The sequence below is a fragment of the Dactylosporangium sucinum genome (assembly GCF_014647515.1).
GTDB classification, from domain to species: Bacteria; Actinomycetota; Actinomycetes; order Mycobacteriales; family Micromonosporaceae; genus Dactylosporangium; species Dactylosporangium sucinum.
Map to the genome: position 1 here is coordinate 5,339 of NZ_BMPI01000108.1, position 22,847 is coordinate 28,185.

Genomic DNA, 22,847 nt, shown 5'->3' on the forward strand with positions numbered 1-22,847 from the left:
CGGCGGGTGCTGTTCGACGACGTCGACGTGCCGGACTTCCTGAAGAACGGCGCCTGAGAGGTTTCTGCTTCACTTCGGGTGGGTCAACATCACGTTGGCCCACCCGAGATCATTTGGAGGCAGTGGTGGACGCGCGAACCGAGGAGATCGGCCGGAACCTCGTGCAGGTCCGGGCGCGCATCGCCGCGGCCTGCGCGGCCGCCGGACGTTCACCCGATGAGGTGACCCTCGTCGCGGTGACGAAGACGTACCCGGCGCGGGACGTCACCCGGCTGGCCGAGCTCGGCGTCCACGACGTGGGGGAGAACCGCGACCAGGAGGCCGGGCCGAAGGCGGAGGCCGTCGGCGACCCGGCCGTGCGCTGGCACTTCGTCGGGCAGCTGCAGCGCAACAAGGCCCGGTCGGTGGTGCGGTACGCCTCCGCGGTGCACTCGGTCGACAGCCTCCGGCTGGTCGACGCGCTGGTCGACGCGGCCGTCAAGGCCGAGCGTCCCGGCCCGCTCGACGCCCTCGTCCAGGTGAGCCTGGACGACGACGAGCACCGGGGCGGGGCCGTCACCGGCATGGTGGAACAGGTCGCGGCGGCGATCGCGGCCAGCCCGTCGCTGCGCCTGCGCGGGGTGATGGCGGTGGCGCCGCTCGACTGGGAAGCCGATGACGCATTCGCGCGGCTCGCCGCGATCGCCGGCCGGATTCGGCAGCGGTTTCCCGACGCCGGCTGGATTTCCGCCGGTATGAGCAACGACCTGGAATCCGCGATTCTGCACGGCTCGACACATGTCCGTGTCGGTAGCGCATTGCTCGGAAATCGAACCCCGCTGGGGTAGCCTGGCCGCGGGAACGGAAAAATTACACGAGTGTGGTTCTGCGCCGGCGGGGCGGTGTCGCACAACGTGATCGGTGGCACCGACAACGGGGGGAAGTGCCGCATGGCGGTGGACGGAGGAGCGCGTATGGGTGCTCTGCGCAGGGCGGGCGTCTGGCTCGGCCTCGTCGAGGATGAAGACGAGCGCGGCTACGACGATCGTCACTACCGGAGCTACGGTGACGACTTCGCCGACGACGATGACGAGGTCGACGAGGTGCCGGCGCCGCGGGCGCGCACGGTCTCGGAGCGGCTGACGGCCGCCGAACGGCTGGAGGCGAGCACCGCCAGCCGCACCAGCACCGTGCGCTCGATCACGCGGCCGACGTCGACGGTCAGCTACCCGACACGCGACAATCTCGCACTCGCGCCCCAGCCCACCGTTCGCGAGCGTCAGCCGGTGGAAGAGGAGAGTGACGACCGCCGTTACGCGATCACCACGCTGCACCCGACGACGTACAACGAGGCGCGCACGATCGGTGAGCACTTCCGCGACGGTGTGCCGGTGATCATGAACCTCACCGAAATGGACGAAGCGGACGCGAAACGTTTGGTCGACTTCGCGGCCGGGCTTGTATTCGGCCTGCGTGGTAACTTCGAGCGGGTGACCAACCGGGTCTTCCTGCTCTCTCCGGCAAATGTCCAGGTCACCGCGGAGGACAAAGCTAAGATCGCCGAGGGCGGGTTCTTCAACCAGAGCTGATGCGAGGACTCAACGGCCGTGGTGTCCATCACCTTGCAGATCGTGCATCTGCTGCTCTACCTGTTCCTGGTAGCGCTCCTCGCACGCTTCGTGATGGGTTACGTCATGCAGTTCGGCAGGCGCTGGCAACCGGGCCGGGGTGCCGCGGCGACGCTCGAAGTGGTGTGGAGCGTCACCGATCCGCCGCTCAAAGCGTTGAGGCGGGTGATTCGCCCGCTGCGTATTGGTACCGTGGCCGTGGACCTGTCTTCGCTTGTGCTGCTGGTTATCCTGTTCGTGCTGATGAACGTCGTGGTACGCCGCCTGATCGACGTGTTCTCGTGACCAGCGCCGCTCGGCGGCCACGCGGCCGCAACTGACCTGAGGAGTTTCGATGCCGCTGACCCCGGCCGACGTCCACAACGTCGCCTTCAAGAAACCCCCGATCGGCAAACGGGGCTACGACGAGGAAGAGGTCGACGCCTTCCTCGACGAGGTGGAGCGCGAGCTCGCCCGGCTGATCGAGGAGAACAACGAGCTGCGCGCCCAGCTGGAGCGCGGCGGTGGCGGTGGCGGCGGCCGTGCCCCCGCCGGTCCGGGTGGCGACCCGCGCCTCGCGGCGGAGCTCTCCGACCTCAAGACGCAGTTCGAGCGCGTCCAGCGGGAGAAGGCGTCGGCCGAGCAGGCCGCCCGCAGCATGCAGCAGGAGCTCGACCAGATCCGCACGCAGGGCGGCGGCGGCGGTGTCCCCGGTGGCGGCACCGGCGACGGCGAGCAGCAGGCCCTGCGGGTGCTCATGATGGCCCAGCGCACCGCCGACGACCACGTGTCCGACGCGCGCCGCGAGGCCGACAAGCTGCTCTCCGAGGCCCGCACCAAGGCCGAGGAGGTCACCCGCGACGCCCGCGCGAAGGCCGACGCCCTCGAGCGCGACGCCCGCCAGCGTCACCAGGAGGCCATGGGCGGCCTGGACGCGAAGCGGACCGCGCTGCAGAAGCACATCGAGGAGCTCAAGCAGTTCGAGCGGGAGTACCGCACGCGCCTGAAGGCGTACCTGGAGAGCCAGCTGCGCGACCTGACGGGCCGCGAGCAGAGCCTCGAGGCCGAGATGACGCAGCGCGCCGACGCGCCGCGGGCCGCGGGCGCGGGTGGCGGCCTCGCGACGGCCGGCCTCGCGGGCGGCTACGAGGGCGCCGGTCGCTGAGGCCGGGCCGGTGATCGCCGAGCGCCCCGGAGGGCGATCGGCAGGATCCGCGCGCGTTCCCGAGCACACCGCGTCCGACCTCAGGCGGCACCACCAGCACGTCCAGCACAGAGCATCGGCCTGACACGCCGGTCAATGCGACACGCGGCGCCCCAGTCGATTTCGGCTGGGGCGCCGGTCGCTTCCCGGGGACTCGGTCGTTGTACCGGCTGAGAGACACTCGCCCGGGTAACTCGCGCCGGGATCGTCATGCGGAGGGACAGGGCCGTGATCGTCGGAAGTCTGCTGCTCATCGTGGTGGCCGTCGGCCTGCTCGTGCTGGGGCTGCTGCAGGGCTCCGACGCCATGCTGGTGGCGTCCATCGGGGCGAGCCTGCTCGCCGCGGTGGCGCTCATCGTCGGGGGCCGCCAGGCCGCCGCCGCCCGGTCGGCACGCACCACCCGGACGGGCCGGCAGGTGCCGTCGGAGCGCTACGACCCGATGGAGTCGCGGATCGCCCCCGACCCGGCCGAGGACCTGGACTTCGCCGACCTGCGCCGGGCGCGCGGCGGCGAGCGCCAGCCGGTGGGCGCCGGGGCCCGCACGGGCGGCACCTACGGGGGCCCGCCGCTGGACACGCACGCTGCCGCGGACGAGACGGCCATGATGGCGCCGGTCCGCGACGAGCCGGAGGCGCCGGGCGGCATCCCCCAGCAGGGCGACACCGACCGCGGCCGCTACGACGAGTACCCGTCCGGCGGCGGGTACGACGACGATGACGACGACTACGACGACGAGGACCCGGCCGACGAGCCGCCGGTGCAGCCGTCGTCGGCGGCGGACGTCGCCCGGGTCGCCACGCTGCAGACCGACGTGTTCGTCATCGACGGGCGGCCGCGGTACCACGTGCAGGGCTGCCCGCACCTGCTCGGCCGCGAGCACGAGCCGCTGCCGGCGCACGAGGCGGTCGAGCTCGGCTTCACGCCGTGCAGCGTCTGCACCCCCAACGACGTCCTGCTCGGGCGTCGCTGAGCGCCTGCCGCGCGCGAGTGGCCGAGCGGAGGATCGCCTCCGATCGGGTGAACCCTCACAATGAAGTGTGGTCACCATCGCGATCCGCGTCCGGCCCGGTGCGTCCCGCACCGCGGTCGGCGGTAGCTACCCGGGCCCGTACGGTCCGGCGCTGGTCGTCGCGGTGGGCGCCCGCCCGGTCGACGGGCAGGCCACCACGGCCGCGCTGCGCGCGCTGGCCGACGCGATCGGGGTGCGGCCCTCCGCGCTGCGGCTGAAAGCCGGCGCGGCCAGCCGCGACAAGCTGGTCGAGCTCGACGACCCGCCCGCCGGCCTCGACGCCCGGGTCGCCGCGCTGCTGGAGTCGGGCCGTTGACCCACGACTTCAACGTCGCGCTGCTCATCGGCGCGGCCGTCCTGCTGGTGTGCGTCGGCGCCGTGCGCCTCTCGGTCCGCCTGGGCCTGCCCAGCCTCCTCGTGTACCTGCTGCTCGGCGTGGTCATCGGCGAGGCCGGCTTCGGCATCCAGTTCGAGAACGCCGAGCTGACCCGCACGCTCGGCATCTGCGCCCTGGTCGTGATCATCGCCGAGGGCGGCCTGACCGCCCGCTGGTCGACGCTGCGCCCGGTGCTCGGCCCGGCCGTGGTGCTGTCCACCTTCGGCGTCGCGGTCAGCGTCGTGGTGGTCGGCGCGGTCGTCCACTACGCCCTCGGGGTCCCGTGGCAGGAGGCCCTGCTCTACGGCGCCGTGCTGTCCTCCACCGACGCCGCCGCCGTCTTCTCCACCCTGCGCCGGGTGCCGGTCCGGCCGCGGCTGGCCGCGCTGCTGGAGGCCGAGTCCGGCATCAACGACGCCCCGGTCGTGATCCTGGTCCTGCTGCTGTCGATGCCGGCGGGCAGCCACGGCCCGTGGTACGAGCAGTTCGGCCTGGTCGCCTACGAGCTGGTCGCCGGCGGTGCCGTCGGCCTGCTCGCCGGCTTCGGCGGCGCCTGGGCGCTGCGCCGGGCCGCGCTGCCGTCGGCCGGCCTCTACCCGCTCGCGGCGATCGGGCTGACCGTGCTCGCGTACGCGGCCGGCTCGGTCGCCCACGCCTCGGGCTTCCTCGCCGTGTACGTCACCGGCGTCGTGCTCGGCAACGCCCACCTGCCGCACCGCCGGGCCATGCTGGGCTTCGCCGACGGGCTGGCCTGGCTCGCCCAGATCGCGCTGTTCGTGCTGCTGGGCCTGCTGGCCTCGCCCGCCGAACTGGGCAAGGCGGTGCTGCCGGCGCTGCTCGTCGGCCTGGTGCTGATCCTGCTGGCCCGGCCCCTGTCGGTACTGCTGAGCGTCACGCCCTTCAACCTGGGGCCGAACGGGTTCGGCTGGCGCGACCAGGCGTTCCTCTCCTGGGCGGGGCTGCGTGGGGCGGTCCCGGTCGTCCTGGCGACCATCCCGCTGTCGGCCGGGGTGCCGCACTCCCGCGAGATCTTCAACGTCGTCTTCGTCCTGGTGGTCATCTACACGGCGGCGCAGGGCGTCACGCTTCCGCCCGTCGCGAAACGGCTGGGCGTCACCGCCCCGGCCGAGCCGACGGACCTGCAGGTGGAGGCGGCGCCGCTGGAGCGGATGGGCGCCGATCTGCTGCAGGTCGAGGTCCCGCCTGGCTCGAAGCTCAACGGCGTGCACGTGGACGAGTTACGATTGCCTGTCGGTGCGGTCGTGACGCTCGTGCTGCGCGACGGCGGTGCGTTCGTCCCGGCGCCCGAGACCCGCCTGAAGACCCGCGACAGCCTCCTGATCGTGACGACCGAGCAGGTGCGCGACGTGGCGGAGCGACGGCTGCGGGCCGTGAGCAGGCGCGGAAGACTCGCCCGTTGGTTTGCCGAACATGGCGAGGATCGGCGCCAATAACTGATCCAATTGGTCGGAATGCGTGTGGCATGTTTGTCGGACGCGTGTACATTCCGTATTCTTGCCAGCCACTGGAGTGCGCGACGGCGCGTCGCGCGCCCATTTTGCATCTGGGGGAGCCATGGCCGAGCGGGCTGATGCCGTGCCGACAGGCCGGGCAGCGAGCGGTGCCGGGCGAGATGCGGCCACCGGTGTGACGCGAGTGAACACTGTGACAAGAACACAGAAACCGGCTGGTCGGCAAGCCGCGGGCACCCCAACGAGGGCGACCGCGAACTTGCGCGCAGCGGCGAAACCGACAAAGGTGACGAAGGCCGCGAACGCCGCGCCGGCGACCACCCCGAAGACCGCGACCAACGCCGCCGCCAGGACCGCCCAGCGCGGTGGGGGCACGGGTCGCACCACGAGGACGGCGCCGGCGGGGGACACCGCGCCGGCGCGGAAGACGGCGCCGGCCGGCCGGACAACGCGGGCGTCGAAGGCGGCCGCCACGGGGCGCGGCACCGCCGGTACCACTCAGAACACCACGCCGATCGCCGCAGCTGCGGCCGAGGGAGCCACGATGGCCAAGACCGCAGAACCGAAGACCACCGCGGCCAAGACCGCTGGGGCGAAGGCCGCCCGTGGCACGCGCACCGCAGCCGAGACCGAGAAGATCCGGGTCGCGCTCATCGAGCGCCGCGACGAGCTGAAGGCCGAGCACGACCAGACGCTCGTCGATATCGCCGAGCTCCAGCAGCACCGGCTGACCGACTCGGCCGGCGACGACCAGGCCGACACCGGCACCAAGACGTTCGAGCGCGAGCAGGAGATCACGCTCGCCAACAACATCCTGGAGCGGATCAACCAGGTCGAGCGGGCCCTGGAGCGGCTCGACGAGGGCGGCTACGGCTGGTGTGAGAAGTGCGGCAACGCCATCCCGGTCGAGCGGCTCGCCGCGTTCCCGTCCGCTACGCTCTGCGTCACCTGCAAGCAGTTGGAGGAGCGGCGCTGACCACCCAGGACGACCTCGCCACGACCACCCCCCGCGCGGGGACCGCCCGCGTCTGGAGCCTCTTCGGCCTGGTCGCGGCCGTGGTGATTGCGATCGACATCGCCGTGAAGCAGTGGACGACGTCCACGATCGCGGGCGGCGAGCCGGTGAAGCTGCTCGGCGGGCTGATCTACGTGATCTACACGCGGAACAGCGGCGCCGCGTTCAGCATGCTGAGCGACTACACGTGGATCTTCCCGATCATCGCGACGGTCGTGGTCGCCGCGCTGATCTGGATGGTGCGCAGCACGGCGTCGACGTGGTGGACGGTCGCCCTCGGGCTGATCCTCGGCGGGGCGCTGGGCAACCTGGTCGACCGGATCTTCCGGGCGCCGAAGCCGCTGCACGGCCACGTCGTCGACATGTTCAGCTTCCTCGACGACCACGGCGGGCACTTCCCGGTGTTCAACGTGGCCGACTCGGCGCTGACGGTCGGCGTGGCGCTGGCCGTCCTGCTGGAGTTCATGGGCCGGCGGCGCGACGGGACCCGCGCCAAGAAGGACGAGCATGCGTGAGGTCCGTTCGCTCCCCGTCCCCGACGGGCTCGACGGCACGCGGCTCGACCAGGCACTGACCCGGCTCTTCGGGTTCAGCCGCACGGTCGCGGCGGCGCTCGTCGAGGCGGGCGACGTCGCGGTCGACGGCGAGGTGCGGCCGAAGTCCGACAAGGTCACCGCCGGCGCCTGGCTGGAGGTCACGCTCCCGGCCCAGCCGAGCGCGCCGTCGGTCGAGGCGGTGCCGGTGGCCGGCCTCACGGTCGTGTACAGCGACGACGACATCGTGGTGGTCGACAAGCCGGTCGGGGTCGCCGCACACCCGAGCCCCGGCTGGACCGGCCCGACGGTGATCGGCGGGCTGGCCGCGATGGGCCACACGGTGGCGACCAGCGGCGCCGCCGAGCGCCAGGGCGTCGTGCACCGGCTCGACGTCGGCACGACCGGGCTCATGGTGGTGGCCAAGAGCGAGTCCGCCTACAGCACGCTGAAGCGGGCCTTCAAGGCGCGTGAGGTCGAGAAGCGGTATCACGCCGTCGTCCAGGGCCACCCGGACCCGCTGCGCGGCACGATCGACGCGCCGATCGACCGGCACCCGAGCCACGACTACAAGTTCGCGGTCGTGTCCGGCGGCCGGCCGAGCATCACGCACTACGACACGATCGAGGCGTTCCCGGCGGCGACCCTGGTCGACGTGAAGCTCGAGACCGGGCGCACCCACCAGATCCGGGTGCACTTCTCGGCGCTGCGTCACCCGTGCGTGGGCGACCTGACGTACGGCGCCGACCCCACCCTGGCCGCCCGCCTGCACCTGTCGCGGCAGTGGCTGCACGCCCGTGAGCTGGGCTTCCTGCACCCGAGGACGGGCGAGTACGTGTCGTTCCTCAGCGACTACCCGGCCGATCTCGCCGACGCCCTGGCCGTCCTCGCCGGGGCCTAGCGTCATGGGTCCGGCACGCTGTGCGACCCTGGCACTGCGATGAAGCTGCTGCAAGAGCTCGACCAGCGCATCCTCCCGCCGGTCGGCAACGTCCTGGCCCGGCTGTTCCGGGGTGCCGTGCGGCTGCGCGTGTTCACCACCGTCGTCGCGGTGGTCGCGGTGACGGCCACGCTGCTCGTCCTGCACGACGCGAACCGGCACCGCGGCAGCGACCCGTCGCTCGGTGACGTGCTGCGGGTCGGGGTGCCCGAGGGGGCGTCGATCCCGGGGTACCTTGAGAGCAGCCGCGCCGAGCTGGCCGGACTGGCCGGGGACACCGGCGTCTACGCGCTGGTGTCGTTCAACGCCTACCTGGCGCCCGACCGGCTGGCCCCGGTGCTCGCGGACGGCTCCCTGTCGAGCGTCTTCGCCCGGGTACCGCTGCCGCATGCGCAGACCGAGCTGGTGCGGCTCGGCGCGTACAAGCTGCCCGACGACGTGGTCACGGCCATGGACGCCACCGCGGAGCGCAAGCGCGGGGAGGCGCGGCACTACCGCGACCTGCTCGCCGCGAACGACAAGCCCGACGACCTGCGCGAAATTTACGTGACCGGGGCGATCGTGGCGGACAACGAGGCGACGGCATACGCGGAGCACTGCTCGTGCGTGTACGCGGCGGTCGTCTACGCGACCCCAGCGGCACTGCGGACGATCGCGCAGCGACCGGAGACGCGGGCCGTCGATCCGATCACCGAGCTGCAACGACTCGATCGCACGGTGTTCCTGCCCCCGTTGCCCGAGCAAACTACGCTCGCCGGACCGATCAGCGAAGTCCCCGCGAGTGCGGCCGCGTCCCCTCGACCGTCCTAACCGGGTATCCCTTCGGGGTGTCGTGCAGTTGATGCAGGGGATGGGCTCGCAGGTGTGGTCCGAATAGTGTTCGGTCCGTAGCCTGGGGTACGGGTGAGGGACGCCGGTGAGGAGGGCCAGGGTGGCAGAGCGCGCCGATGCCAGGTGGGACGGGTCGGCCGAGCCGGCTCCCCGGTGGCGGTCGCTCCTCGACCGGGCCCTGTCCGGGCGGGCGCAGCCGAGTGATCTGGATTACGACGGAAGGTTCGAGCACCCTAGAGCCCCGTACCCACCGTCGCGGCCCTACGATGACGAGCCAATGCATCCCAACGGCACGCGACCCTTCGAAGCGCCGCCCCGGTCCGCCGGCCCGCAGCGCCGCCCCGACGCGCACGCCCCCCGGCTGGAGTATCAGCAGCAGCGACCGGCCGACCCGACCGAGCAGATGGTGAACGTGCTCCGCCAGGAGATCCCGACGCCGAAGGTGCTCGCGTTCGCCAACCCCAAGGGCGGCGTGCACAAGACGACCGCGACCGTGCTCACCGCGGCGACGATCGGCGCGGTCCGGGGCAAGGGCGTCATCGCCTGGGACGACAACGAGCTGCGCGGCACGCTGGGCCTGCGCGCCGGCAGTGCCCGCCACGCCCGCACCATCCGCCACCTCATCGCCGACCTCGTGCGGGTCGAGAACGCGACGGGGTACGACCTCTACGACATGCTCGACGACTACCTGCGGCACGCCTCCGACGGCTCCTACGACGTGCTCGCCGGCGAGGAGAACCCGCGCTTCGCGCAGCGCCTCGACCCGCACACCGTGCGCCGGGTGCTGGAGCTGCTGCGCCGCACCCACGACGTGATCTGCGTCGACACCGGCAACAACGTCGAGAGCCCCAACTGGCAGACCGTGCTGCAGACCGCCGACCAGCTGGTCGTGACCAGCGTGCCGCGCGAGGACGCCGCGTTCACGGCCGACTGGATGCTCGACCTGCTCGACGAGGCGGGCATGGAGGAGCTGGTCGCCAACGCGGTGACCCTGCTGTCCTGCCCGACGCCCAACCCGACGCCGCTCATCGACGACCTCGCCGGGCACTTCCGCAGCCGCACCCGGGCCGTGGTCGTGGTCCCCTACGACCCGGCGCTGGAGAGCGGCTCCAACATCGAGTATCCGATGCTCGGCCCCGCGACCAAGCGGGCGTGGCTGCGGGCCGCGGCCGTGATGATGGACCCCTACGCCCGATAGAGCTCCTCCACCGCCCGGGCGAACACCGTCCGGTGGTGGTCGACCTGCGCCTCGGTCGTGGCCGGGGACATGAGCGCCATGTTGTGGAACGGCGTGAGCAGGATGCCCCGGTTCGCCAGGTAGACGTGCAGGTAGTCCTCGAGGTCCGGGTCCGCTTTCGCCGCCGACTCGGTGCCGGTTCTCGGTGCGGGGCTGGCGAAGCGGTACTCCGCCCTGGCCCCCAGCCGGCTGACCGACCAGGGCAGGTCGTGCGCCGCGATCACCGCTTGCACGCCGGCGGCGAAGCGCTCGGCGAGGGCCGTCATGCGCTCGAACGCCGCGTCGGTGAGCACGTGCTCCAGCGTCGCCCGGGTCGCGGCGATCGACAGCGCGTTGCCGGCGAGGGTGCCGCCGACGCCGCCCATGTCGACGAGATCGAGCTCTTTCATGGTGTTGATCCGTGCCGCCACCTCGGCCGACAGCCCGTAGGCGGCGGCCGGGATCCCGCCGCCGATCGCCTTGCCGATCGTCACCACGTCCGGCGTGAGGTTCCAGGCCTTCGTGGCCCCGCCGGGGCCGGCCGAGAACGTGTGGGTCTCGTCGTTGACGAGGAAGGTGTCGTACCGGCGGGTCAGCTCGCGGACGCCGTCGAGGTAGCCCGGCTCGGGCAGCACGATGCCGATGTTCGTCAACGCCGGCTCCATGACGACCGCCGCGACGTCGCCGTGGGCGAGCTCGCGCTCCAGCCCCGCCAGGTCGTTGTACTCGGCGACCCGGCTGGTCACGGTCACGTCGACGGGCGCGCCGACGTTGCCCTCGCGGTTGCGGGGCCGGCCGTCCTCCAGCACGATGAGCGACTCGTCGACCGAGCCGTGGTAGCAGTAGCTGTTGAACAGGATCCTCGGCCGACCGGTGATCGCCCGGAGCAGCCGGATCACCCAGCGGTTGGCGTCGGTCGCGGTCAGGGCGAAGCTCCACTCGGTGACCCCGAAGCGGCGGGTCAGCTCGGCGCCGACCCAGGCGGCGTCCGGCGTCGGCAGCATCGCGCAGGCGCCGCTCGCGAACCGCCGCTGGACGGCCTCGGCGGTCTGTTCGGGGGCGTGGCCGGCCATCGCCGCGGTGTCGCCGAGGCAGAAGTCGGTGTACTCGTGCCCGTCGACGTCGGTGACGACCGCGCCGACGGCGCTGTCGAGGTACAGCGGGAAGCCGGCGGCCTTCTTGTTCATCCAGGTCATCGGCACCCGGCCGAACAGGTGCCCGGCCTTCGCATACTCGGCGGCGGAGCGCGGGTTGCGCTCGGCGAAGGCGGCCCGCTCGCGGGACAGCAGGCCGGCCAGGCGGTCACGGTCGATCATCCGTGGAGTGTCGCAAACTGTCGTACCCCGGGGATAGGTTCACGGCGTGGGGGAGTCGTTCGTACATCTGCACGCACACACCGAGTATTCGATGCTGGACGGTGCGGCGCGGCTGGGGCCGCTGTTCGCCGAGGCGGCGCGGCTCGGCCAGCCCGCGCTGGCCATGACCGACCACGGCAGCATGTATGGCGCCTACGACTTCTACCACCGGGCGCTCGACGCGGGCGTCAAGCCGATCCTCGGGCTGGAGGCCTACCTGACGCCCGGCACGCACCGGGGCGACCGCACGCGGGTGCGCTGGGCGGCCGGCGGGGAGAACGACGTCTCCGGCGGCGGGGCCTATACGCACCTGACCATGCTCGCCGCCGACGCGACCGGGCTGCGCAACCTGTTCCGGCTGGCGTCGCGGTCCAGCTTGGAGGGCTTCTTCTACAAGCCGCGGGCCGACCGCGAGCTGCTCCAGGAGTATCGCGAGGGCGTGATCGCCACGACCGGGTGCCCCTCCGGCGAGGTGCAGACCTGGCTGCGGATCGGCGACTTCGAGCGGGCCTGCGCGGCGGCCGGCGAGCTGCGCGACCTGTTCGGCCCCGGCAACTTCTACCTGGAGCTGATGGACCACGGCCTGGAGATCGAGGCCCGCGTCCGGCACGACCTGCTGCGCCTGGGCAAGCGGCTCGGCCTGACCCCGGTCGCCACCAACGACCTGCACTACACGTTCCACGCCGACGCCGACGCGCACGAGGTGCTGCTGTGCGTGCAGTCGGCGACCACGCTGGCCGACCCGAAGCGGTTCAAGCTCGACGCCAAGGACTTCTACCTCAAGCCGGCCGAGGAGATGCGCCGGATCTGGGACGCGGAGGTCCCCGGCGCCTGCGACACGACGCTGCGCATCGCCGAGCGGATCGGCGACTACGGCCCGGTGTTCGCCCCGCGCAACCTCATGCCGAGGTTCCCGGTGCCCGACGGCGAGACCGAGGACTCCTGGCTGCGGGCCGAGGTCGGCCGCGGCCTGGCCGGGCGCTTCCCGGGCGGGGTGCCGGCCGGGCACGCGCGGCAGGCCGACTACGAGCTGTCCGTGGTCGGGCAGATGGGCTTCCCGGGGTATTTCCTGGTGGTGGCCGACCTGGTCGCCCACGCCCGGCGGGAGGGGATCCGGGTCGGGCCCGGCCGCGGGTCGGCGGCCGGCTCCGTCATCGCCTGGGCGCTGGGCATCACCGAGCTCGACCCGCTCGCGCACGGGCTGCTGTTCGAGCGGTTCCTCAACCCGGAGCGCATCTCCATGCCGGACATCGACATGGACTTCGACGAGCGCCGGCGCGGCGAGGTGATCCGCTACGCCACGGAGCAGTACGGGTCGGACCGCGTCTCGCAGATCATCACCTACGGCACGATCAAGGCGAAGGCGGCGATCAAGGACGCGGCCCGGGTGCTCGGCCACCCGTTCTCGCTCGGCGACCGGATCACCAAGGTCATGCCGCCGCCGGTTCTCGGCCGGGACATGCCGCTGGCCGGCGTCTTCGACCCCGCCCACCCGCGCCACGCGGAGGCGGCCGAGCTGCGCCGGCTCTACCAGAGCGAGCCCGACGTCCGCGAGGTCGTCGACACCGCGCGCGGCCTGGAGGGGCTCAAGCGGCAGTGGGGCGTGCACGCCGCCGGGGTGATCCTGTCCCGCGAGCCGCTGCTCGACGTGCTGCCGATCCAGAAGCGCGAGCAGGACGGGGCGATCATCACCCAGTGGGACATGGGCGCCTGCGAGGCGCTCGGCCTGCTGAAGATGGACTTCCTCGGCCTGCGCAACCTGACCATCCTCGACGACGCGCTCGACGCCATCCGGCACAACCGCGGGGTCGAGGTGGTCATCGAGGACGTGCCCCTCGACGACGAGCCCACCTACGAGCTGCTGTCCCGCGGCGACACGCTCGGCGTCTTCCAGTTCGACGGCGGCCCGGTCCGGGCGCTGCTGCGCTCGATGGCGCCCGACAGCTTCGCCGACGTCTCCGCCGTCGGCGCGCTCTACCGGCCGGGCCCGATGGGCGCCAACGCCCACAACGAGTATGCGGACCGCAAGAACGGCCGCCGCCCGGTCGTGCCGATCCACCCGGAGCTCGCCGAGCCGCTCGCCGACATCCTCGGCGACACCTACGGCCTGATCGTCTACCAGGAGCAGGTCATGGCGATCGCCCAGCGGGTCGCCGGCTTCTCCCTCGGCGCCGCCGACCTGCTGCGCCGCGCGATGGGCAAGAAGAAGAAGGAGATCCTCGACCACGAGTTCGAGCCGTTCTCGGCGGGCATGCGCGCCCGCGGCTACTCCGACGGCGCGATCCGCACGCTGTGGGACATCCTGGTGCCGTTCTCCGACTACGCGTTCAACAAGGCGCACAGCGTGGCCTACGGCCTGGTCGCCTACTGGACGGCCTACCTCAAGGCCAACTTCCCGGCGGAGTACATGAGCGCCCTGCTCACCTCGGTCGCCGGCGGCAAGGACCGGATGGCGCTCTACCTCGCCGAGTGCCGGCGCATGGGCATCCGCGTCCTGCCCCCCGACGTCAACTCCTCCCAGGGCCGCTTCGCCGCCGTGGGCGCCGACATCCGCTTCGGCCTGAGCGCGGTGCGCAACGTCGGCGCCCACGTCGTCGAGTCGATCGTCCACGCCCGCCGCGAGCAGGGCCCGTATGCCGACTTCCACGACTTCCTGCGCAAGGTCGACCAGTCGGTCTGCAACCGCAAGACGATCGAGTCCCTGATCAAGGCCGGCGCCTTCGACTCCCTGGGCCACTCCCGCCGCGGCCTGATCATGGTTCACGCCGACGCCATCGACGCCGTCCTCGGCACCAAGCGCAACGAGGCCATCGGCCAGTTCGACCTCTTCGGCGCCCTGGCGGACGTCCAGGCCCCCGCCGCCCCGATCCCGCCCGGCGACTGGGACCGCCCGGAGCGCCTGGCCTTCGAGCGCGAGATGCTCGGCCTGTACGTCTCCGATCACCCCCTGCGCGGCCTGGAGCCCGCCCTGCGCCGCGCGGCCGACCGCTCGATCGCCTCGATCGCCGAGGAGGGCACCGTCCCCGACGGCGCCGTGGTGGCGCTGGCGGGCATCCTGTCGGGCGTCCAGCGCCGCGTGACCCGCCAGGGCCGGCCGTGGGCCTCGGCGACGCTGGAGGACCTGGACGGCTCGATCGAGGTGATGTTCTTCCCGAACACCTACGAGGAGATCGGCCAGTACGTCGCGGAGGACGCCATCGTCGCGGTGAAGGGCCGCGTGGACCGCCGCGAGGACTCGCCGCGCCTGATGGCGATGGACTTACGGGTCCCGGACCTGCCGGCCCTGAGCGCCGCCCTGTCCGAGCCCGCGCCGTCCCCGGCACCCCCGACCCCGTCGGCCACGTCCTCGTAGCCCGCCCGCCGAGCCCGGCAGGGGCCGTCGCGCTCCCGGCCGGGTCCGCCGCGCCCGTGGGGGTGGTGCGCTCCGGGGTAGGCCCGCCGCGCCCGCGGGGTTGTCGCGTTCCGGCCGGGTCCGGCGCGTCCGCGGGGGTTGTCGCGCTCCCGGCCGGGTCCGTCGTGTCCCGTGCCGGTCTGCCGGGCTCAGCCATGTCCGTCGTGTCCGAGCTGAGGCTCTCTCGCACCCGCGAGCGGGTGTACCCATGCCCGATTTTTCGGATGAATCGGGCGAGGGTGCGGCTGTGCGTGTGCGAGCCGTGCCGAGTCCGGGCCGCTCGAATCGCCGGGGACGGACCCGGGGCGCCGGCTCGGTGGTTCGCCCATGATCAAGGGAAGGATCTGGCTGCCCGGACGACCAGATCCTTCCCTTGATCATGGGGAGTGCGGCGGCCGCGGCCGCCGGCAGGGCGGGCCGTTGTTCGTTGTCCTGCCGGGGTGCTGGCAGGATGGGTTGGTGAGCATCGCCCCTATTGAGCCCTTCGGGCAGGCGCCATCTGCTGAGGCTCCAGCGCGTCCGCGGGCCCGGATCGGGCTGGAAGTCCTGCTCGCGCTCGCGGCGGGGGCCGTGGTGGCGGTGATCGGGGCGCCCGTCGGGGTGCTCTGGGCCTGGGTGGCGCCCGAGGTCGAGCTCGTCCAGACCGACTACGGGCCGTATCCGCTGCAGCCGGAGCCCGAGGGGTACTGGGCGGACGACGGGTGGTTCATCATGATCGCCATCGTCGTCGGGGCGCTCGTCGCCGTGGCCGCCTGGCTGGTCTTCCGGCGGCAGCGGGGGCCGATCATGCTGGCCGGGCTCGTCGTCGGGTCGGCCGGGGCCTCGGTGCTCGCGGCGTGGCTGGGGAACAAGATCGGGTATGCCCACTACCTGGACCTCGTGGAGCACGCGCCCCGGGGCACGCACATCTTCCGGCCGGTGAAGCTGCGGACCGGCACGTCCAGTCTCGCGTTCGGGTTCATCCCCTGGGTGCGGGGGACGATGCTGGTGCAGGCGCTGGCGGCGGCCGCCGTGTACACCGCGCTCGCCGGGTTCCACGTGTCGCCCACGCTCCGGTACGACAACATGCCCGCCGAGTACTTCGACCCCGTGCCGCCGACGGACCAGCCGCCGGCCTGGGAGCAGCCGCCGGCCGCGCAGTCGCAGGCCTGGGACCAGCCGTCCACCGTGCAGCCGCCGGCCTGGGAGCAGCCGCCGGCCGGACCGCAGCCGGCAGTGCAGCCGCCGCCTGCCGGGGAGCCCGCGCAGGAGCGCCGGGACGAGCGGTCAGTTGGGGCTGGAGGGGACGGCCAGGTCGGCCAGTGAGACCGGCACCGCCCGCACCCGGCCCAGCAGGGCCGCCTCGCGGCGGAGCAGGGACCGCTCGGCCTTCAGCCGGCTCGCCGTGTCGGGCTCGGCCAGCAGCGCCTGGCGGTCCTCCAGGGTGAGCGACGCCGTCGCCGCGACCAGGTGGGACAGGACCGTCGGATCGTCCGGCAGCTGCTCGCCGTCGTCGTCGGACTCGCCGCGACGGATCGCGCGGAGGTACTGCTGGAAGGCCGCCAGCACCCCGGCCGCCAGCTCGCCCTCCCGGTCCGCCTCGCCCTTGGGCTCCGGCAGCCACTCGATCTCGCCCGTGAGGTACGGGGCGTCGTTGCGGGCCAGGCCGAGCAGCCGGAAGCGGCGGCGGCCCACGGTCATCAGGTCGAAGCGGCCGTCCGGAAGCTCGGTGATCTGCCGGACCTCGGCGGCGCAGCCGACCTCGTAGAGCGACAGGGACTCGCCGGCGGTGATCGACGCGTCGGCGGCCTCGGTCTGGCGGCCGACCTCCCAGCCGCGGCGGATCGCCACCACGCCGAACTCGCGGGGCATGCTCGCCGGCAGGTCGGTGAGGTGCTGCACGAGCGTGCGGTATCGCGGCTCGAACACGTGCAGGGGCAGCACGAGGCCGGGGAAGAGGACGGTGCCGAGCGGAAAGAGCGGCAGGAGCGTGCGCGCGTCCCGCTCCGGTTCGTTCGCTGCCTCCACGGGCGAAGCGTAGCCGAGCGGAGCGGGAGCGCGGCACGACGCGTTCACTTCAGGCCGGCGAAGAATTCGCGGATGTCGTTGACGAGCACGTCGGTGGCCTCGTGGGCGGCGTAGTGCCCGCCCGCGTCGCGCCCCTGCGGAGCCGCGGGAACGCCGTACGCGTGCCAGCTCACGATGTTGGCGTGGTCGCGCGAGGCGAACGGACGGATTGACTCGAAGTCACCCGCGAACATGGCCAGGCCCGTCGGCACCGTCGTCGGACCGGACGGGGGCGGGGTGGCGTGGGCGTCCTCCCAGTAGAGGCGGGCCGCCGACGCCGCCGTGTTCGTGAACCAGTAGACGGCCACGTTCGCGAGGATGAAGTCGGGATCGAGGGAGCCGCCGAACAGCTGCGCGTTCCACGCGAGCAGGCCGGTGGGGGAGTCGGCCAGCGCGTAGGCGAGCGTCTGCGGCTGCTGGCTGTGCAGCGTGTTGAACGACATCAGGTTGTCGGCGAACCACTGCAGCTTCGCCAGGGCCCGGTGGTCGGTCTCGGTGAGGTTCGCGAACTCGGCCGGGTCGCCGCTCGGGAACGAGAACAGCTGGGTGACGTGCACGCCGATCACCCGGTCGGGCGCGAACCGACCCTGCTCCGGGGCGATCATCGAGCCGGCGTCGTTGCCGACCGCGCCGAACCGCTCGTACCCGAGCCGCGCCATGAGCTCGTTCCACGCCCGCGCGATGCGGTAGCGGTTCCAGCCCGGCGCCGGGGTCGGGCCGGAGAACCCGTAGCCCGGCAGCGACGGGATCACCAGGTGGAAGTCCCGCGACAGCGGCTCGATGACGTCGAGGTACTCGACCACCGAGCCCGGCCAGCCGTGGGTGAGGATCGGCGGCGTCGCCTCGGGGTTCGCCGAGCGCACGTGGATGAAGTGCACGGTCGCGCCGTCGATCTCGGTCAGGTACTGCGGGTGGGCGTTGAGCCGCGCCTCGACCGCGCGCCAGTCGAAGCTTTCCAGCCAGTACCGCGTGAGCTCCTGGACCCGCGACCGCGGCACCCCGTAGGCGTCGCCGGCGCCGGGCAGCTCGTCCGGCCACACTGCGCGCTCCAGCCGGCGGCGCAGCTCGTCGAGCTCGGCCTGCGGCACCTCGACGCGGAAGGGACGGATCATGGTGACCTCCTGAGGACGGGAACGGAATACTTCGTTCCGCTCACCGGAGACGCTATCAGAGCGGAACGATCCGTTCCAGTGGTAGCGTGGGGCCATGGCGGAGCAAGGGCGTAAGGGCCAGGCCCGGCGCAACGACACGGTCATCCTCGAGGCGGCCCGCGAGGTGTTCCTCGACGATCCGAAGGCGCCGATCGCGGCGGTCGCCGAGCGGGCGGGCGTCGGCATCAGCGCGCTCTACCGGCGGTATGCCGGCAAGGAGGACCTGCTGCGGACGCTGTGCCACGACGGGCTCAAGCGGTTCGTCCAGGAGGCCGAGGACGCCGACGCGGCGAACGAGGACGGGTGGGCGGCGCTGCGGGCGTTCCTCGTCGGGGTCGTGGACGCCGACGTGCACTCGCTCACCGTGCACCTCGCCGGGACGTTCACCCCGACCGAGGAGATGCACGCCGACGCCGGCGCCTCCAACGGCCTGGTCGAGCGGCTCGTGCGCCGGGCGCACGACAGCGGGCGGCTGCGGCCCGACTTCACCGTGGCCGACGTCGGGCTGGTGCTGGAGGCCTGCGCCGCCATCCGGCTGCCCGACCGGGAACGGACGGCCGAGCTTCGCCGGCGGTACCTCGGACTCACCCTCGACGGCATGGACCGCACCGACGCCGGAGCGCTCCCCGGGCCCGCCCCCGCGCCCGGGGAGTTCAACTACCGGTGGCGGAGGTCACGCTGACTCCGACAGACCGACTGACGGGACGCACGAGGAAACGCGCTGGCCGGACCGAATAGACTCACTCAGGTGTTGAACCGGATCGACCTGCGCGGCTCCACCGAGGACCCGCGCCGTCTGCTGCCCCGTGCCGCCCTCGACGTCTCCGTCGCCACCGAGCAGGTGCGCCCGACCGTCGAAGCGGTGCACGAGCACGGCGCGAAGGCGATCCGGGAGGCCACCCATCGCTTCGACGGGGTGGAGCTGCGGCAGCTGCGGGTGCCGGCAGCGGCGATCGCCGCCGCCGAGGCCGGGCTCGAACCGGCGGTCCGGGCCGCGCTGCTGGAGTCGATCGCGCGCGCCCGGAAGGTACACCTGGATCAAACGCGGCAAGAGGTCACCACCGTCCTCGGTCAGGGCGGCACGGTCACCCAGCGCTGGCTGCCCGTCGCCCGGGTCGGGCTCTACGTGCCCGGCGGCCTCGCGGTGTATCCGTCGAGCGTGGTCATGAACGTCGTCCCGGCCCAGGCCGCCGGGGTCGCGTCGATCGCGGTCACCAGCCCGCCGCAGAAGGGCACCGGCCTGCCCAACGTCAACATCCTGGCCGCGTGCGCGCTGCTCGGCGTCGACGAGGTCTACGCCGTCGGCGGGGCGCAGGCGATCGCCATGCTCGGCTACGGCTTCAGCGACGAGGAGCCGGCCTGCGCGCCGGTCGACATGATCACCGGGCCGGGCAACGTGTGGGTGACCGCGGCCAAGCGGCTGCTGCGCGGCACGGTCGGCATCGACGCGGAGGCCGGCCCGACCGAGATCGCGATCCTGGCCGACGACAGCGCCGACCCGCGGCACGTCGCCGCCGACCTCATCAGCCAGGCCGAGCACGATCCGCTCGCGGCGAGCGTGCTGGTCACGCCGTCGACCGAGCTCGTCGCCGCGGTCGAGGCCGAGCTTGCCCGGCAGGTCGCCGCGACCAAGCACCAGCAGCGGGTCACCGACGCGCTGACCGGCGTGCAGTCGGCGATCGTGCTCGTCGACGACCTGGAGCAGGGGCTGCGGGTGGTCGACGCCTACGGCGCGGAGCACCTGGAGATCCAGACCCGCGACCCGCGGACCGTCGCCGAGCGGGTCCGCAGCGCCGGGGCGATCTTCGTCGGCGCCTGGTCGCCGGTCTCCCTCGGCGACTACTGCGCCGGCTCCAACCACGTGCTGCCGACCGGCGGCTGCGCCCGCCACTCGTCGGGGCTGTCGACCCAGACGTTCCTGCGCGGGGTGCAGCTCATCGAGTACTCGCACGATGCCCTCCGCGAGGTCGCGGACCACGTCGTGGCCCTGTCCGACGCCGAGGACCTGCCGGCGCACGGCGCCGCGGTGAAGGTGAGGTTCGGCAAGTGACGTCGCTGGAGGATCTGCCGCTGCGCGACGAGCTGCGTGGGCTGACGCCGTACGGGGCGCCGCAGCTCGACGTGGCCGTGCGGCTCAACACCAACGAGAACTCGCACCCGCTGCCCGAGGCCGCCGTCGCCGAGATGGAGAAGGCCCTCGCCGCGGTGCTGCGCGACCTCAACCGCTACCCCGACCGCGACGCGGTGGCGCTGCGCACGGACCTCGCCGCATATCTGGGCCACGGCCTGACGCAGCGCAACGTGTGGGCGGCCAACGGCTCCAACGAGATCCAGCAGCAGTTGCTGCAGACGTTCGCCGGCCCCGGCCGCACCGCGCTCGGCTTCACGCCGTCCTACTCGATGCACCCGCTGCTGTCGGCCGGCACCGGCACCGCCTGGGTCGACGGGCGCCGCGGCGACGACTTCGGCCTGACCGCCGAGCACGCCGTCGAGATGGTCCGGCGCCACCGGCCCGACGTGGTCTTCCTGTGCTCGCCCAACAACCCGACCGGCACCGCGCTGCCGCTCGACGTGGTCGAGGCGGTGGCCGAGGCGACCGACGGCATGGTCATCGTGGACGAGGCCTACGCCGAGTTCGCCCGGCCGGGCACGGTCTTCGCGTTGAGCCTGATCCGGCGGTACCCCAGGGTCGTCGTCACCCGCACCATGAGCAAGGCGTTCGCGCTCGCCGGCGGGCGGGTCGGCTACCTCGCCGCCGACCCCGCCGTGGTCGACGCGGTGCAGCTCGTGCGCCTGCCGTACCACCTGAGCGCGCTGACCCAGGCCGCGGCCCGGGCGGCGCTCGCGCACACGACGGCCCTGCTGTCCACGGTGGACGCCGTGAAGGCCGAGCGCGACCGCATCGTGGAGACGCTGCGCGGCTGGGGCCTCCCGGTCGCCGACAGCGACGCCAACTTCGTGCTGTTCGGCGCGCCGCGCGGCGACGCGAAGGGCGCCTGGCAGGCCCTGCTCGACCGGGGCGTGCTCATCCGCGACGTCGGCGTCCCCGGCTGGCTGCGGGTGACCGCCGGCACGACCGAGGAGACCACCGCCTTCCTGACCGCACTTGAGGAGCTGCTGTGAGCCGTGCCGCCCGAACCGCCCGGATCGAGCGCGTCACCAAGGAGACCAAGGTCTCCGTCGAGCTCGACCTCGACGGCACCGGGGTGGGGGAGATCTCCACCGGGGTGGGCTTCTACGACCACATGCTCAACCAGATCGCCAAGCACGGCGGGTTCGACCTGCGCGTGCACACCGTCGGCGACCTGGAGATCGACGCGCACCACACCGTCGAGGACACCGCGCTCGCGCTGGGCGCGGCGTTCGCCGAGGCGCTGGGCGACAAGGCGGGGGTCACGCGGTACGGGCACGCCCAGGTCCCGCTCGACGAGGTCCTCGCCTCGGCCGTGGTCGACCTGTCCGGCCGGCCCTACGTCGTGCACGACGAGCCGGCGAACATCGCCCCGCACATCGGCGGCAACTACCCGACCAGCCTGACCCGGCACATCTGGGAGTCGTTCGGGCACAGCGCGCGGGTCACGCTGCACGTCAGCATCCTGCGCGCCGGCCGGCACGGCGCCCAGCCGGACGCCCACCACATCGTCGAGGCACAGTTCAAGGCGGTCGCGCGGGCGCTGCGCCAGGCGTGCGCCATCGACCCGCGCAACGCCGGCGCCGTCCCGAGCACGAAGGGCGCCCTGTGAGCATCGCGCTGCTGGCGCTGGCCGGGCTGCTGCTCGGCGGCGCCCTCTCCCTGCGCCAGCAGGGCAGCAAGACGGGCTTCGCCATCACGCTGGCCCTCGCCGTGCTGGCCGCCGCCGGCGGCCTCCTGTGGCTGTACGGGAAGGACTGATCGTGGCGAAGTCGGTGGTCATCCTCGACTACGGCTCGGGCAACCTGCGCTCGGCCGAGCGGGCGGTCGCCCGGGTCGGGGCCGACGTGGAGGTCACGTCCGACCTCGGCAAGGCGGCCCGAGCCGATGGCCTGGTCGTCCCGGGCGTCGGCGCGTACGCCGCCTGCATGGCCGGCATCGACGAGCTCGGCGCCGGCCCGGTGATCGCCGAGCGGGTCCGCAACGGCGCCCCCGTGCTCGGCATCTGCGTCGGCATGCAGGTGCTGTTCGAGGCCGGCGAGGAGCACGGCGTCATCACCAAGGGTCTCGGCCTCGCGCCGGGCACGGTCACCGTCCTGCACGCGCCGGTGGTGCCGCACATGGGCTGGAACACGGTGGACTGGCCGTCCGGCTCGGTCCTGGGCGCCGGCCTGCCGGAGGGCACGCGCTTCTTCTTCGTGCACTCCTACGCGGCCACCCCGACCGAGTCCCAGACGGCCGCGGGGGTCCGGGTCGCGACGACGACGCACGGCGAGCCCTTCGTGGCGGCGTTCGAGTCAGGTGTACTGCGGGCGACCCAGTTCCACCCGGAGAAGTCCGGCGACGCCGGCGCGACCCTGCTGGCCAACTGGCTGGGCACCCTGTGAACGTCGGCCGCGCGCTGCGCAAGCGCCTGCCGTGGCACCTGCGCCTGCTCCTGCTGCTGCCCGGCAAGCGCTGGCTGGCGGGCCGGGCCGCCCGTGGCATGGCCCGCCGGGTCGTCAGGTGAGCCCCGCATGAGTTGCCCTGTGTCAAGCCGTTGCTTGTTGATGTTGGTTGAGCAGGTGTTGGAGGGCTCCGTGTCTGGCG

At 72.7% G+C, this 22,847-nt stretch carries 22 protein-coding genes and 2 pseudogenes; 21 read left to right on the forward strand and 3 right to left on the reverse strand.

Features of this window, described 5'->3' with window-relative positions; translation table 11 throughout:
• The first annotated feature begins 122 nt into the window (after positions 1-122).
• The 12 genes and pseudogenes from IEZ31_RS52630 to IEZ31_RS52685 form a co-directional block, all read left to right on the forward strand.
• A complete protein-coding gene (locus IEZ31_RS52630; protein ID WP_229837185.1) occupies positions 123-827 on the forward strand; it encodes a YggS family pyridoxal phosphate-dependent enzyme in 705 nt (234 codons plus the stop codon).
• A 126-nt stretch (positions 828-953) separates the two neighbouring features.
• Positions 954-1,568: a cell division protein SepF gene (locus tag IEZ31_RS52635; protein ID WP_190257718.1), complete on the forward strand. Its 615-nt coding sequence runs from the start codon at positions 954-956 to the stop codon at positions 1,566-1,568.
• A gap of 18 nt (positions 1,569-1,586) precedes the next feature.
• Positions 1,587-1,892 (forward strand): YggT family protein, encoded by a 306-nt coding sequence (locus IEZ31_RS52640; RefSeq protein WP_190257719.1) that lies wholly within the window; start codon positions 1,587-1,589, stop codon positions 1,890-1,892.
• Positions 1,893-1,941: 49 nt separating this feature from the next.
• On the forward strand, positions 1,942-2,751 hold the full coding sequence (locus IEZ31_RS52645) for a DivIVA domain-containing protein (protein WP_190257720.1): 810 nt from the start codon (positions 1,942-1,944) through the stop codon (positions 2,749-2,751).
• Between the two features lie 267 nt (positions 2,752-3,018).
• Positions 3,019-3,762: a hypothetical protein gene (locus tag IEZ31_RS52650; protein ID WP_190257721.1), complete on the forward strand. Its 744-nt coding sequence runs from the start codon at positions 3,019-3,021 to the stop codon at positions 3,760-3,762.
• Positions 3,763-3,829: 67 nt separating this feature from the next.
• Positions 3,830-4,117 (forward strand): DUF167 domain-containing protein, encoded by a 288-nt coding sequence (locus IEZ31_RS52655; protein ID WP_190257722.1) that lies wholly within the window; start codon positions 3,830-3,832, stop codon positions 4,115-4,117.
• Complete coding sequence (locus tag IEZ31_RS52660) at positions 4,114-5,631, forward strand: potassium/proton antiporter (RefSeq protein ID WP_190257723.1); 1,518 nt, start codon at positions 4,114-4,116, stop codon at positions 5,629-5,631. The genes IEZ31_RS52655 and IEZ31_RS52660 overlap by 4 nt, the downstream gene beginning before the upstream one ends.
• Before the next feature lie 562 nt (positions 5,632-6,193).
• Complete coding sequence (locus IEZ31_RS52665) at positions 6,194-6,625, forward strand: TraR/DksA family transcriptional regulator (protein WP_190257737.1); 432 nt, start codon at positions 6,194-6,196, stop codon at positions 6,623-6,625.
• Between the two features lie 80 nt (positions 6,626-6,705).
• On the forward strand, positions 6,706-7,179 hold the full coding sequence (lspA, locus tag IEZ31_RS52670; protein WP_229837186.1) for a signal peptidase II: 474 nt from the start codon (positions 6,706-6,708) through the stop codon (positions 7,177-7,179).
• A complete protein-coding gene (locus tag IEZ31_RS52675) occupies positions 7,172-8,098 on the forward strand; it encodes an RluA family pseudouridine synthase (RefSeq protein ID WP_190257724.1) in 927 nt (308 codons plus the stop codon). Before lspA ends, IEZ31_RS52675 begins: the two co-directional genes overlap by 8 nt.
• 39 nt (positions 8,099-8,137) lie before the next feature.
• Positions 8,138-8,947, forward strand: coding sequence for a hypothetical protein (locus IEZ31_RS52680; RefSeq protein ID WP_190257725.1), 810 nt, complete (start codon positions 8,138-8,140; stop codon positions 8,945-8,947).
• 256 nt (positions 8,948-9,203) lie between these two features.
• Positions 9,204-10,166, forward strand: a pseudogene (locus IEZ31_RS52685) (MinD/ParA family ATP-binding protein); the annotation flags it as partial.
• Here the strand turns inward: IEZ31_RS52685 and IEZ31_RS52690 are convergent.
• Positions 10,154-11,500, reverse strand: a complete 1,347-nt coding sequence (locus tag IEZ31_RS52690) for a transaminase (protein ID WP_190257727.1) — start codon at positions 11,498-11,500, stop codon at positions 10,154-10,156. The pseudogene IEZ31_RS52685 and the gene IEZ31_RS52690 overlap by 13 nt on opposite strands.
• A gap of 46 nt (positions 11,501-11,546) precedes the next feature.
• Between IEZ31_RS52690 and dnaE the strand changes: the two are divergent.
• Together dnaE and IEZ31_RS52700 are read left to right on the forward strand one after the other, a co-directional pair.
• Positions 11,547-14,867 (forward strand): annotated as a pseudogene (gene dnaE, locus IEZ31_RS52695) (DNA polymerase III subunit alpha); the annotation flags it as partial.
• A gap of 522 nt (positions 14,868-15,389) precedes the next feature.
• Positions 15,390-16,235, forward strand: coding sequence for a DUF2567 domain-containing protein (locus IEZ31_RS52700; protein ID WP_190257729.1), 846 nt, complete (start codon positions 15,390-15,392; stop codon positions 16,233-16,235).
• Here the strand turns inward: IEZ31_RS52700 and IEZ31_RS52705 are convergent.
• Together IEZ31_RS52705 and IEZ31_RS52710 are read right to left on the reverse strand one after the other, a co-directional pair.
• The gene (locus tag IEZ31_RS52705; protein ID WP_229837187.1) at positions 16,197-16,937 is read right to left on the reverse strand and encodes an LON peptidase substrate-binding domain-containing protein; all 741 of its coding nucleotides are present in this window, start codon (positions 16,935-16,937) and stop codon (positions 16,197-16,199) included. The genes IEZ31_RS52700 and IEZ31_RS52705 overlap by 39 nt on opposite strands.
• A 44-nt stretch (positions 16,938-16,981) precedes the next feature.
• Complete coding sequence (locus IEZ31_RS52710) at positions 16,982-18,088, reverse strand: epoxide hydrolase family protein (protein ID WP_190257730.1); 1,107 nt, start codon at positions 18,086-18,088, stop codon at positions 16,982-16,984.
• A gap of 94 nt (positions 18,089-18,182) precedes the next feature.
• Between IEZ31_RS52710 and IEZ31_RS52715 the strand changes: the two genes are divergently transcribed.
• From IEZ31_RS52715 to IEZ31_RS58770, 7 genes are all read left to right on the forward strand, one after another.
• A complete protein-coding gene (locus IEZ31_RS52715) occupies positions 18,183-18,809 on the forward strand; it encodes a TetR/AcrR family transcriptional regulator (protein ID WP_190257731.1) in 627 nt (208 codons plus the stop codon).
• A 66-nt stretch (positions 18,810-18,875) separates the two neighbouring features.
• On the forward strand, positions 18,876-20,177 hold the full coding sequence (gene hisD, locus IEZ31_RS52720; protein WP_190257732.1) for a histidinol dehydrogenase: 1,302 nt from the start codon (positions 18,876-18,878) through the stop codon (positions 20,175-20,177).
• Complete coding sequence (locus IEZ31_RS52725) at positions 20,174-21,250, forward strand: histidinol-phosphate transaminase (protein WP_190257733.1); 1,077 nt, start codon at positions 20,174-20,176, stop codon at positions 21,248-21,250. The genes hisD and IEZ31_RS52725 overlap by 4 nt, the downstream gene beginning before the upstream one ends.
• On the forward strand, positions 21,247-21,870 hold the full coding sequence (gene hisB / locus IEZ31_RS52730) for an imidazoleglycerol-phosphate dehydratase HisB (protein ID WP_190257734.1): 624 nt from the start codon (positions 21,247-21,249) through the stop codon (positions 21,868-21,870). Before IEZ31_RS52725 ends, hisB begins: the two co-directional genes overlap by 4 nt.
• Positions 21,867-22,019, forward strand: coding sequence for a CG2302 family histidine operon protein (locus IEZ31_RS52735; protein WP_190257735.1), 153 nt, complete (start codon positions 21,867-21,869; stop codon positions 22,017-22,019). Before hisB ends, IEZ31_RS52735 begins: the two co-directional genes overlap by 4 nt.
• Positions 22,020-22,021: 2 nt before the next feature.
• On the forward strand, positions 22,022-22,645 hold the full coding sequence (gene hisH, locus IEZ31_RS52740) for an imidazole glycerol phosphate synthase subunit HisH (RefSeq protein WP_190257736.1): 624 nt from the start codon (positions 22,022-22,024) through the stop codon (positions 22,643-22,645).
• On the forward strand, positions 22,642-22,767 hold the full coding sequence (locus tag IEZ31_RS58770) for a hypothetical protein (protein ID WP_268241769.1): 126 nt from the start codon (positions 22,642-22,644) through the stop codon (positions 22,765-22,767). The genes hisH and IEZ31_RS58770 overlap by 4 nt, the downstream gene beginning before the upstream one ends.
• Positions 22,768-22,847 lie beyond the last annotated feature (80 nt).